Raw genomic sequence first — 12,727 nt, forward strand, 5'->3', positions numbered from 1 at the left:
TGGAGGAGAAGTATGGGGACATCCAAAGGCTATTCGCCACCAACAGGGCATCTATGGAGTGAGGCTAAGAGAGCTGTTTCTAGCATGAATAGAAACAATTATAGTAGCAATTCTATAGAAAAAGCAGTATCAAGCTTTTCAAAAGCAAGCCAGAGTAATCGAAGTCAAGGTAATGTAGCGATCTCTAATTCAAGTTCCAAAGTTCTAGGCTTTGCAGACCTCGTTACTGCTTTAGGCTTAGACAGGGCTCTTGATGAAATAGGTTTGCAGCATTTAAAAGGACAAGAACCACAAAAAGTTTTCGAAGGATTAATCGATTATTTTTCGGAAGGGACCAATTCTCTTCAACAATCAATAGCAGACCAAGCTCTTCAAGAGTACATGACTGAGATGATGGGCAATGTAAGAAGTAATGAAGAGCTTCAAAGTCTTTTTTCTGAGTTAGATGCGAACACAATGATTCAAGATATTTTGATTAAGTATGTCCAAGTTTCTTTTTTTACTAACTTCGCTGAAAAAATAAATACCCTTTGTGAGAATATTACACAAGCAATAAAAATGCAAGAAAGGATCAAGCAATTTATTAGACTTGAGATTTCAGAAAATTATAAAAAAAGTAATTTAGAGAGAATGGATTGGAATGGAACGCAAGGTAGAAAGTTTGTTCAAGAAAAATGCGAAGAGATTTGGGGTATATTTGAACAGTGGGAGGCAAGGACATGAATAGTATATGGATTGTAAAAAACGAAGAAGATGTAGCCGGAGAAAATATTAGGTTTAATTTGTCTCATAAGAATAATAAATCTCATATAAAGACTGATGTAGAAAACTTATGGCGAATGTTTAGCATAGAGAAGGTTGATCCTATTATTGAAGATTTCTTAATTATAGGGATAGCAGTTTTCGCAATAGACAAAAAAATATCAAGAAGATATGCAGAAGATGGATGGAGTAGGGGATTGCATCTACACATCCCAGTCTTAGAGATTGATAAGTGGCTATCCGTACAAGAAAAACTAGAAAAAAACTTATCTTTTTTAAGTGGAGATAATTGGAATTTGTATTTTTATCGTACAGAAGAGCGGTTTAGAGGGAATAAAATCAATGAAAAATACAATGTAAAAAACAAAGAAGAATTTGATTGTGTATCATTGTTTTCAGGAGGGTTGGACTCATTTTGCGGTGCGTTAAAACTTATGGATGATCAAAAAAATCCATTATTTTTAGGTTTTAAAGAATATCCTCTTCTAGTCAAAAGACAACAAGAACTTTTCTCAGCAGTACAAGAAGCTTTTGATAAGCAATATTCAGATTTCATTCAGTTTAATGTAATTCCAAGTAAACCTTCACAAGCACATAAAACTATTATGGGGGAAAGCACAAGTAGAAGTAGGTCATTCTTGTTTATTACAGGTGCAGTAACTGTAGCTTCAATTATTGGGCAAAAGACCCCGGTCTACATACCGGAGAATGGGTTTATTGGAGTGAATGTACCTTTGACGGAAAGCAGAAGCGGAAGTTGTAGTACAAGAACTACACATCCCTTTTTCATAAATACTTTAAACGATATTTTAAACGAAGTAGGGATTCTAAATAAAATTGAGAACTTTTACGCGAAAAGTACTAAAGGAGAAATTGTATTAGAACATCGTGACAACTCTGTTTTTCAAGCAGAGTTTTCAAGAACGTTATCTTGCTCACATCCGTGTCAGGGTAGATATGATAAAGTCAAGCCGCCAATTAATTGTGGTTACTGCTATCCGTGTTTAATTCGTAAAGCTTCATTGGTAAGTAACGGATTTGAAGTCGATCAATACAATCCAAATTACAATTTGAGTCTTGATTTTATTAGCGGCAATGAAAAGTTTAATGGCAAAGCAAGTGACTTTAAAGCCATTTTATTTGCTAGTAAAAGATATTTTGACAAGAAAGAAGATCGACTTTTTATAAGAAGGTTACTTCGAATACAAGGACCTTTAACAAGTGCTGAACTAGACGATTATGAGAGAGTATATCGAAATTCAATGGAAGAAGTTTTTCAAATGATTGATTTTGAGGAAACACAAAATGGTCAAGGATTAAAGAAGTACGCGGGACTATATGAGACTGAGAGTTTATGAAGAATTTTATTGATTTTCACGTTCATATTGATTATTACTCAAGTTATCAAGAAATTTATAAGCACTATGATCAGAAAAAAATTTATGCTCTTTTTGTAACTAATTTTCCCGAAGTTTTCAAGAAAGCGAAGCGTACTTTTCCTGATTCAAGGTATGTGAAAATAGCATTAGGTTATCATCCAGAAATGCTGAGAATAAAACCTTTCAATCAGAAAGAATTTGATGAGGCATTTAAAAATGCTGAATATATAGGCGAAGTAGGGTTGGATTTCTCTAAGCCTTATATTCGGTATAAAGAAGAACAGCTTAGGATTTTTCGATATATTTGCAAAAAGGCTGCTAGTCAAAATAAAATAATGTCTATTCATTCTCGAAAGGCAGTAAAAGAGGTATTATCAATATTAAAGGAATATGGAGTTAAACGTGCGGTATTCCATTGGTATACAGGTGGAATAATAGATTTGAAAAAGATTATTGAACGGGGTTATTACCTCTCTTTGAATCCTGCAATGTTAAAGACAAAGGCAGGTAAAGAGATAATCAAAAATGTACCATTGCAAAAAATTTTGATTGAAACAGACGGACCTTTTAGCAAATACAAGAGTCATCAAATAAGGCCTCAAGATATACCTTCTATTTATAATGACTTTGAAGAGCAATTAGGAACTGAAGAACTAAGAAATAAGGTCTTTGAAAATTTAAAGAGACTACTCTCAGATTAATAAACAAAAGGGGGAAAGATCTTGGCTATTAGAGATAAAAGTCAGAAATTATTATGGGGAAAGTGGCACAGCATTTAGAAGATGAGGTGTTCCAATGATTATTTGGATTAATGGAGCTTACGGTTCTGGCAAATCGACTTGTGCGTATGAGTTGCATCGAAGACTGCCTGATTCATTCGTATATGATCCCGAGAATGTTGGCTATTTTATTCGTAAAAATATACCTATGGCTTTACATGAGCCTAATTTCCAAGACCATACACAGTGGCGTTCGTTTAATTACGATATGCTGAAATATTTATCATCTACATATGAAGGGACGATTATCGCACCTATGACATTGATCGATCCTCGCTATTATGAGGAAATTATTGGTCGTTTAGTGAGAGATGGTGTAGAAGTACATCATTTTATTCTTTATGCAGAAAAGGAAACGATTGAGAAAAGACTCAAAAAGCGCTTTGAACGGGGAACATGGACGAGGGAAAGAATTGAGCCGTGTATGTATGCTTTTGACCATTTCATTACAGAAGAGAAAATTATAACAGACGATAAAAGTATCGATCAGATCATCGAGGAGATTGCAGATCGAAGTCAGCTTCACTTAATAAAGGATTCTCGCAGTGCATTTCAGAAAAAGATGGATCATTATAAAACTACGCTAAAACAGATACGGTTTTAAATTATTTTTGTCGCCTGTGATATAAGTTCTGCTGTATCCGCTAGAGGAAATATGATTGATGTTTGAGTGTATAAAAACATGTATTGGAGTCAGAAATTCCCCGTCTACATTGCTTTTTGTTTTGCCATAGCTAATAACTATAACCAGATATACCTTTTCAGCTTACGTAAAGAAAGTCTCCCCGTGTTAAAATAAACAAATCATCATTACACGTGAACAATACCAAGGGGGACTTTAACATGAGTGATAAATTTCAAATCGTAGGTAGCTTGTTGCGACCGGCTGAGTTGTTAGAATATAAAACACAAATCGAGCATCGAGACGATATTCACTATCCGTTCTATCAAGAGTTCGATGGATATGAGCAGACCGAAGCGAAGGCGATCCAGTCTGTTGTGGAAAAAGAAATTGAAAATGATCTGTCGATCATTACAGATGGCGAATATTCCAAATCGATGTGGCATCTGGACTTTGTCTGGGGCTTTCAAGGGATCGAACGTTATATTGCAGATCATGGATACTTTTTCCGCGATACGGATGGTAGCTCTAAATATGAGACACGCAAAGATATCGGGCTACGGATCACAGGCGAGCTCGGTGGGAAGAACCATCATTTTATCGAAGTATTCAAAAAGCTCAAAGACCATGCAGGCGATCGTGAGACGAAGCTGTGTGTACCGTCTCCATCTCATATTTTCGGTGAATTGTCCTGGTCGGATAATATCGGCGGAACGGATGCGGTTTACCAAAATTCCAAAGAACTCAAAGCGGGTCTAGTGAAAGCTTATACTGAATTTGTGAAAGAATTTGCTGAAGCTGGCGGTAAAATTCTACAATTTGACGATTGCTTATGGGAACTATTCGCAGACGATAACCCGAACTCTCCTTACACTGGCGAGCATATCAATCAAGAGGAAGTACAGGCACTTGCGACTGAATTTATCGATATTAGCAATACTGTTATCGATTACGGTCACAGTCTGGGACTGAAAATGTGGACACATAACTGCCGTGGTAACTATGATTCTCGCAACATGGGTGGCGGATCGTATGTGAAGATTGCGAATCTGTTCTTGAAGCAATTGAAATATGATCGCTTTTTCTTAGAGTGGGATGACGAGCGTGCAGGTTCACTTGAAGCGCTTGCTGTGTTCAAAGACAAGCCAAATACTGAGGTTGTCTTGGGCTTGCTATCTTCCAAAACAAGTACGTTAGATGATGAAGAACGTGTTCTTCGACTGTTGGATGAAGCATCTACGATTATTGATAAAGATCGTTTGTTGCTTTCTCATCAATGCGGATTTGCTTCTTGCGATGGTGGTAATGAATTGACCGAAGCAGAGCAGTGGAAAAAAATCAATCAAGGGCAGAAAATTGCTGAGCAGTATTGGGCGAAGTAAGGATTTTTCTGATATTAGTTTTTGGTGTTATTAAGAAAGTTGAAAAATTATATATATTAGTATGAGTATTTTACAATAATCTTAAATTAATTATAAAAATCTATACTTTTCTCTTTAGATAATAAAGCCTCTTTTACAAATTTAACAATAAAAGCGACCAATCTTTGGTCGCTTTTATTGTTTTAAAATTGTTTGAAAAACTTATTCATTTCTTTAAAATATGGGCTTAAAAACTCTAAATTAATTTTCTCATTAGATATTTGTTTTATTTCATAAGCTATTTGAACTTTATTAGGCTTTTCCTCTTCAGAAATTTTCAATTTTGAAAAGTATTTAGAGAATTTATCGTATAAACCATGATCTATATTTAAACGTGCATTATGAAGATTTTCTAGTGTTATATTTGATTCATATAATTTGTTTAAGCTATTTATTAACAGTTCATCATCTATCATGTCTTCAAACTCATTGTTTTCAAAATCATCACGTTCCAATATAATTACTTTGCATTTTCCAAGAAGTGTGCTGTCTTTTTCTATTTTTGTTTTGGCGTTTCTTCCTTCTTGATCATTATCAATAAGTATGCAAGTTGGGAGACCTGTTTGAGTTATTAACTTTGCAAAATAATGAAGATTGTTGGCTCCTTCAGCACTAATGATATTTATATCGTCTAAAGAGAAAAAAGCTTTTTTTTTATGAAGTATTTCTAAAAAAATAGGAAGAATAATTTTCTCGGTAACGCCTTCTACTAAAATATTATATTTTCCTAGAAATAATGAATCACTAATAGATAAGCCTAGATCATTACGTAATAAAAGCCAATTATCTTGTATCCCGTTTTTAGTAATGACAGTTTCTTTATCATCATTTCTTACTGCATGGTAGATAGACTCATGTTTAGCACGATCTAAAAATATAGAAGAATGTGTAGTTAAAAATAACTGAATATCAGAAGAAAAGCTTTTTAAATATTTAAAAAGCTTTTTTTGTATTCCAACATGTAAATTCGTTTCTGGTTCTTCCAAAGCTAAAATATAATTAGATCTTTCTTGAACTATACTAAAAGAAAAAAATAAGACTAAATAAGCTAATTGTTGAACTCCAGAACTTTTATATTCAAATGAATTACTATTTCCATATTCATCAATGATAGAGATATCAAAGTTATCCTCAGTCAACGAAATTGATATAGCAATCTGCTGATCCCAAATATTTTTAATTAACTGGTTAGCATAAGTCTCAATTTTTCTTGCATCATTAATATGGAAAATTTTAAACATATCGTTTAATGATTGTACACTTATATTTTTATCCGATAAATCTCCTAGATAAATAAAAGATGGTAATAATTCCTGAAAAGTATCTCTTCTTATAGAACTTTTCGTATTGGCATATTCATATTCATATTCATATACATATTCATATACAAAATCATTTCTAGTTTTCTCAGTAAATTCTGATCTTAAAATTATCTCATCGAAATATATATAAGCTGGGTATTCCTCTTTGAGACTTGAAGGAATATCTTTTAAGACAAGTTCAATAAAACTTGTTTGAACATGTCCATTAGAAAGAAAATTAGCTAATGATAAAGGAAAATCGTTATCATCAAAATGTGATTTGTTAAAAAATGTATTTAAGGCTTTTAAAATATTACTTTTTCCAACATTGTTTTTACCAATAACAATGTTAATATCATTTTGAAAATCTAAATCAAGTTCTCCAATAGATTTAAAACCGGATACTTTGAGTGATGATATATACATTATATTATGCTCCTATCTATTTTTTATATTAAGCCTAATAATATCTAACTTATTAATGAATAACTATATTTGAGCTTTCAATAGTGACCACTATTTATATTATATTTTTTAAACGAGATATCTCGTTATACTAATTTAGATATTTATGAGTATAATTCTCATATAGCGATTGTATTATCAAAATGCAAAAATAAATAAAACAATAGAACGGAGCCAAAGCCCATGACCAACCTATCTCTTGAAATTCAAAACACTACAGGCAAAGTCTTAGCTTCTCATACCGACACCGATCAAGTACATCTCGTCTACACCCAAGCTTATCAACCGGAAGATATCATTGTGCTCAAATGCTCCAACCCTAATACATACCTCATCATCCAACTTGAGGACTCGATGGGTGAAGTTTTTGTTTATTTTACAGGTGAAGAATACCGATATTCTATCCCGTTTGCTGAAAAAAGAACCTCATATTCACCGAAATCTTTTACAGGCGAAATGCATCTATTAACTGCGCGTCTAGCAACAAATGAAGAAATACAGTCTTATCGGAATCTAGCCTATAACGCGTATGACCAACACATCAATGAAGTCTGCTATCCACATGCATCGGCAAATGTAGAGACGCGTGGGGAAGCTGTTTTTGCAGCGCGCAATGCGATCAATGGGAATCGTGCCAATCATTCGCATGGAGAATGGCCTTATGAATCGTGGGGGATTAATCAGCGTCCAGATGCGGCGATTACGATTCATTTTGGACGTAAAGTTTTAATCGATCAGGTGGTACTGACGTTACGAGCAGATTTTCCGCATGATAATTATTGGGAACGTGTAACATTAACTTATTCGGATGGAAGTTCAGAGCAAGTGAATCTGGTCAAAACACATCAACCGCAAACGATCTCTATTGAAAAAAGAACAGTGGAATGGGTCACATTGAGCGAGTTAATCCAATCCGATGATCCTTCTCCTTTTCCAGCTTTGACCCAATTTGAAGTGTATGGTCGGGAAGCTTGAGCTAGCTAGAAATTTTTGATATCATATTCAACTTATAGTAGAGATTACATCTAACAAGTGGACTTCGTCTTTTGCTAATCGCTTACAACTGCTTGACGTTTTGCTTTTACACACGATGAAGTACATAATATAGACAGACGTATGAAAACAGGAGGCGATAGATTTGAGTACATCTACAATAGGTGTTCCATTGAAAGGTTTTGCAGAATTCAGTCGTAAAGTAGCTGCGGAAGGTGCAGTATTATTGAAAAATGATGATCAAGTTCTTCCGATTCAGAAAAAAGAAAGCGTTTCAATATTTGGACGCACACAGGTGAATTATTATCGCAGCGGGACAGGCTCAGGTGGTAGTGTACATGTAGCGTATACGACTAACCTTTTAGATGGATTGCGTAGCAAAGCAGATATTACGGTCAACGAACAACTGGCTTCGGTGTATGAGAAATGGATCGAAGAAAATCCGTTTGATAACGGTGGCGGTGGTTGGGCAGCAGAACCGTGGTTCCAGAAAGAAATGCCGTTAACCGATGAATTGGTAGCTGAAGCGCGCAAACATTCGGATAAAGCAGTTATGATTATCGGGCGTACTGCTGGTGAAGATCAGGATAATGCAGACGAACCGGGAAGTTATAAGTTAACGTTAGAGGAAAAATCCATGTTGCAACATGTAACTACTCATTTTGACAAAACCGTTGTGATCTTAAATGTATCCAATATTGTAGATATGAGCTGGATCAATGATACAGGATACATACACCCGATTAGCAGTGTGATTTATGCATGGCATGGCGGTATGGAAGGCGGTAATGCGATTGCAGATGTGCTTGTTGGTGAAGTGACACCTAGCGGGAAGCTGACCGATACTATCGCTTACTCGATTGCTGATTACCCGTCTACACGCAATTATGGCAATGAATTTAAAAGTATTTATGAAGAAGATATTTATGTAGGTTATCGTTATTTTGAGACATTCTGTCCGGATAAAGTGCAATTCGAATTTGGATATGGATTGTCTTATACGAACTTCACTATAGATCCTCAAGAAGCGAAAGTGATCTCCCGAGATGGAGCAGACCATATTAAGATCAATGTAAATGTGAAAAATAGCGGTTCTACGTTTGCAGGTAAAGAAGTGGTTCAAGTCTATGTCGAAGCACCGCAAGGCGAGCTTGGACAACCGACTAAAGTATTAGCGGCTTTTGGCAAAACGAAAGTATTACAAACCGGAGAAGCTGAAACGTTAACGATTACGTTCCCTATGCATTCACTCGCTTCTTATGATGATAGTGGTGTTACCGGGCATCTGTCCGCATATGTGCTGGAACAGGGTACGTATATTTTTCATGTAGGAACCAGTGTGAAAAAGGTACAACCTGTACAGATCGAAGGACAAAATGGTTATGTATTGGAGCAACTGCAAGTGGTTGAGCAATTAGCAGAAGCAATGGCTCCATTGGAAAGCTTTTATCGTTTCAAACCGGGTGCTCGTCAAGAGGACGGTTCGTATGAACTGAGTTCGGTTGAAGTGCCTACCCGTCAGATTTCGTTAAAAGATCGGATTCAGCAGAATCTACCAAAACCTTTGCCACAGACAGGCGACAAAGGGCACAAACTCAAAGATGTTGCAGATGGCAAAGTCAGTATTCAAGACTTTGTATCTCAGTTAAATGATGAAGATTTGGCTGCTCTGGTACGTGGCGAAGGGATGAGTAGTCCGCTCGTAACGTCGGGTACAGCGTCTGCTTTTGGCGGCGTGAGCGATAGTCTATTTGGTTACGGAATTCCAGTAGCTTGTACAGCAGATGGCCCGTCTGGTATTCGTATGGATAGCGGAGAGCAGTCTACTCAAGTGTCGATTGGAACACTACTGGCGGCAACATGGAATAGTGAACTGGTGGAAGAATTGTATGTGATGGAAGGTCAGGAAATGCTGATTAACCATATTGACGCATTGCTTGGGCCGGGACTGAATATTCGTCGTAGTCCGTTAAATGGACGTAATTTTGAATATTTTTCAGAAGATCCGTTGATCTCAGGTGTATTCGCAGCAGCTTGTACACGAGGCATTATGAAGGGCGGTTCCAATGCAACATTGAAGCATTTCGCTTGTAATAATCAGGAGAAGCATCGTAGCAAAGTAGATGCTGTCGTGTCTGAACGTGCGCTTCGCCAGATTTATCTCAAAGGATTCGAAATTGCTGTGAAGCAAGGTGGCGCGAACTCGGTCATGACTTCATACAATCCGATTAATAGTCACTGGGCGGCTTCTAACTATGATCTAAATACAACTATTTTGCGTGGCGAATGGGGCTTCAACGGTATTGTGATGACTGACTGGTGGGCGATTATGAATGATCCAGCAGACGCAGGGCCGGCTGATCGCAAACATATGCATGCAATGGTACGCGCGCAAAATGATCTCTATATGGTTGTGCCTAACTATGGTGCAGAGACCAATGCATGGGGCGATAATATTATCGAATCATTGGCAAATGGAGCGTTAACGGTGGGTGAGTTACAACGTTGTGCGATCAATATTTGTGAATTTATTATGCAAGCGCCTGTATTTGGGCGCAAAGAAGCGTTTGTTGAAAGTGTAGATGTTTTTAAAGGAAACGCTAATCTATCCGCAGAACAAGCGCAAAAAGTGAAGCCAAACCAACCGATTCCACTGGATACGAATGAATCGACATTTATTGAAGTCAAAGAAGCCGGTATGTACCGATTGTTTGCTTACGTGATGTCACCTGAAAATGATCTAGCGCAAAGTGCTTGTAACTTAACGTTTAATGATCAGTTAGTGACCACGATCCAGACCAATGGTACAGAAGGCAAATGGATCACGCAGAAGTTAGTAAAAGTGGAATTAGAAGCAGGCGTATACGAATTGAAGTTTGAATTTGTGAAGCCGGGCATCGAAGTAAAGCATTTGGAATTAAGAAAAGTATAAATATTTCTTTTAATTTCAAAAGGAAGAAAGCCACTAGTTGCATGTAGACTGGTGGCTTTCTGTTATGTCATACTATTTTTTAGTGACTATACCCACATGATTGAAAAAGCATAATAAGAATGATAAGATAAAGTTAACAGTTCCCACCCGGCCTAGCAAACTAGTTTACTCTAGTTTGATGCAAAAAAGGGTGGGCCATTTTATTATATGGGGGCTTTATGATGAATTCTAATGTTCCGCCTCTAAAACCTGCTATATCTATTGACAAGCAAATACAGTTATTAGAATCTCGTGATCTTATTGTGGATGATCGTATGTATGCTAAAGAAGTATTAAAACGAATTAGTTACTACCGTTTTACAGGTTATTTACTACCCTTTAGAACAAGGCAATCTACATATCATATTGGTACACGTTTTGAAACGATTGTGAATCTATATACCTTCGACTCTGAATTACGAGTACATTTATTAAAGTTATGTGAATACATAGAAATCCAAATGCGAGCAAGTTTGTCTTATTTTCTAGCTATGAAATATCCAACGGATTCTCTTTGTTATCGAAATGAATCGAATTTTAAATTTAAAAGTGCTGATAAGTTTAAAAGTTTTATTAATAAATGGGATGAAAATTTAAATAGAAGTAATGAAATATTTATCCAACATCATCGTGAGAATTACAATAGTCAATTTCCGATATGGGTAGCGGTTGAAGTATTAATATTCTCCTCTATATCCATTTTATATTCTAATTTATCTCATAGTGATAAACGTATTATCGCTAGAGAATTTGAGTTAAAAACATCAGATTTGTTAAAAAACTGGCTTCATGTATTATCGGTATTACGAAATAAATGTGCTCATTTCAGTAGGCTTTACTATACATTACTAGATAAAGATGTCGCTCTTTCAATTAATGCTAAACAGCTAAGTATTGATCCTAAAAAGTTATTTGCAATCGTTTTTTCTTCAAAATATTTGGTTAAAGACCAGCCGTTTTGGAATGAATGGGTAACCGATTTAGAAATTTTAATAAATAAATATGCTCAAGATGTTAATTTAAAAATTATAGGATTTCCTCTAAATTGGAAGCAACATTTATTATCGACTCCAACAGATATTATTTAAGTAGTATCTGCTTCTTTTTATCAATTAAAATAATCTGTATATGCTGATATAAACAAACACGATCCAACCGCAATAAGAATTAAGCGGTTGGATCGTGTTTTACTTTTCTACAAATCCAGAAATTAAATACTATAAAATATAAGCACACAGAAATTTAAAAAGAAACAGAATAATTCTTAATCAGCTCAACAATTTCCTCAAAAGTGTACATATGATTAACCATATTTACTGTGAACTCTGTAGCTTGTTTAGGTTCCATTTTAAAATGGTAGCCGTTGTAATGTAGAAAAATAACGAGAGCAGTGAAGGCTGTTCTTTTGTTTGCATGTTGAAAAGCATGATTTTCACCAAGAGATTGAAATAAAGCAGTCGCTTTTTCAAAAATAGAGAGGTATGATTCTTCTTCGAAAGCTGAAGATTGAGGACGAAGAAGAGCAGATTCCAATAGACTGTTACTTTTAATACCGATGGGTTCCCCGGGACTATACTTCTGGATAACCGCAATATTGATAGCGACAACTTCTGCTACAAAAAGATAACGAATAGCATCCATTATCTATCTTTCAATTCTTTGAGAGTCGTATCGTATTGACCCATAACTTGCGAAAGGGTATCTAAAAAATCTGGGCTGATGCCAGCAGGTAAATCTACTTTTTGCACTTTTTTGATCACAATTTCTTCGCTATTTTCTTTAATATTGACCTCTACTTTATCTCCAGCTTCTAATCCGAGTTGTTTAAATGCTTCTGTCATCGTTAAACCTAAGCTGTTGCCAAACTTAGAAACTTTACGTTCTAAGTGTAATGATTTGCTCATATCATCAATTCCTCCTGTAAAATAATTATACTGTTATAACAATTATACATTACTTAAAAGCGCTTGTTAACATAAAAATCTTCTCTTCTGCTATCTATTTTCCAACGATTACAAAATTAAGCATTGAAAA

At 35.6% G+C, this 12,727-nt stretch carries 11 protein-coding genes; 8 read left to right on the forward strand and 3 right to left on the reverse strand.

What is annotated here, in order from left to right; genetic code table 11:
- Positions 1 to 12 precede the first annotated feature (12 nt).
- The 5 genes from QCD85_RS13205 to QCD85_RS13225 all read left to right on the forward strand — a co-directional run bounded on the left by QCD85_RS13205 (position 13) and on the right by QCD85_RS13225 (position 4,924).
- Positions 13 to 723, forward strand: a complete 711-nt coding sequence (locus QCD85_RS13205; protein ID WP_301262890.1) for a hypothetical protein — start codon at positions 13 to 15, stop codon at positions 721 to 723.
- Positions 720 to 2,120 carry a Qat anti-phage system QueC-like protein QatC gene (gene qatC, locus QCD85_RS13210; RefSeq protein ID WP_301262891.1) on the forward strand — a complete coding sequence of 467 codons (1,401 nt, stop codon included), beginning with the start codon at positions 720 to 722 and terminating at the stop codon, positions 2,118 to 2,120. The genes QCD85_RS13205 and qatC overlap by 4 nt, the downstream gene beginning before the upstream one ends.
- The gene (locus QCD85_RS13215; protein WP_301262892.1) at positions 2,117 to 2,842 is read left to right on the forward strand and encodes a TatD family hydrolase; all 726 of its coding nucleotides are present in this window, start codon (positions 2,117 to 2,119) and stop codon (positions 2,840 to 2,842) included. The genes qatC and QCD85_RS13215 overlap by 4 nt, the downstream gene beginning before the upstream one ends.
- A gap of 94 nt (positions 2,843 to 2,936) precedes the next feature.
- Positions 2,937 to 3,524: an AAA family ATPase gene (locus QCD85_RS13220; RefSeq protein WP_301262893.1), complete on the forward strand. Its 588-nt coding sequence runs from the start codon at positions 2,937 to 2,939 to the stop codon at positions 3,522 to 3,524.
- Between the two features lie 239 nt (positions 3,525 to 3,763).
- Positions 3,764 to 4,924, forward strand: coding sequence for a cobalamin-independent methionine synthase II family protein (locus QCD85_RS13225; protein WP_301262894.1), 1,161 nt, complete (start codon positions 3,764 to 3,766; stop codon positions 4,922 to 4,924).
- Positions 4,925 to 5,106: 182 nt separating this feature from the next.
- Here QCD85_RS13225 and QCD85_RS13230 read toward each other — a convergent pair whose 3' ends face one another.
- A complete protein-coding gene (locus QCD85_RS13230; RefSeq protein WP_301262895.1) occupies positions 5,107 to 6,690 on the reverse strand; it encodes an ATP-dependent nuclease in 1,584 nt (527 codons plus the stop codon).
- Between the two features lie 222 nt (positions 6,691 to 6,912).
- Here QCD85_RS13230 and QCD85_RS13235 point away from each other — a divergent pair, with 222 nt between their 5' ends.
- The 3 genes from QCD85_RS13235 (at position 6,913) to QCD85_RS13245 (ending at position 11,781) form a co-directional block, all read left to right on the forward strand.
- Positions 6,913 to 7,704 carry a carbohydrate-binding protein gene (locus tag QCD85_RS13235; protein WP_301262896.1) on the forward strand — a complete coding sequence of 264 codons (792 nt, stop codon included), beginning with the start codon at positions 6,913 to 6,915 and terminating at the stop codon, positions 7,702 to 7,704.
- Positions 7,705 to 7,867: 163 nt separating this feature from the next.
- A complete protein-coding gene (locus tag QCD85_RS13240) occupies positions 7,868 to 10,654 on the forward strand; it encodes a glycoside hydrolase family 3 C-terminal domain-containing protein (protein ID WP_301262897.1) in 2,787 nt (928 codons plus the stop codon).
- A 221-nt stretch (positions 10,655 to 10,875) separates the two neighbouring features.
- Positions 10,876 to 11,781 (forward strand): Abi family protein, encoded by a 906-nt coding sequence (locus tag QCD85_RS13245; RefSeq protein WP_301262898.1) that lies wholly within the window; start codon positions 10,876 to 10,878, stop codon positions 11,779 to 11,781.
- A gap of 154 nt (positions 11,782 to 11,935) precedes the next feature.
- On the opposite strand, the gene QCD85_RS13250 is transcribed toward QCD85_RS13245, so the two are convergent.
- Entirely contained in the window at positions 11,936 to 12,334 is a 399-nt protein-coding gene (locus QCD85_RS13250) for a type II toxin-antitoxin system death-on-curing family toxin (RefSeq protein ID WP_301262899.1), read from the reverse strand.
- Positions 12,334 to 12,597 carry an AbrB/MazE/SpoVT family DNA-binding domain-containing protein gene (locus QCD85_RS13255; RefSeq protein WP_273614413.1) on the reverse strand — a complete coding sequence of 88 codons (264 nt, stop codon included), beginning with the start codon at positions 12,595 to 12,597 and terminating at the stop codon, positions 12,334 to 12,336. The genes QCD85_RS13250 and QCD85_RS13255 overlap by 1 nt, the downstream gene beginning before the upstream one ends.
- Positions 12,598 to 12,727: the final 130 nt, after the last annotated feature.

Origin of the sequence: Paenibacillus sp. PsM32, assembly GCF_030433815.1 — a bacterium.
Lineage (GTDB): Bacteria > Bacillota > Bacilli > Paenibacillales > Paenibacillaceae > Saccharibacillus > Saccharibacillus kyungheensis.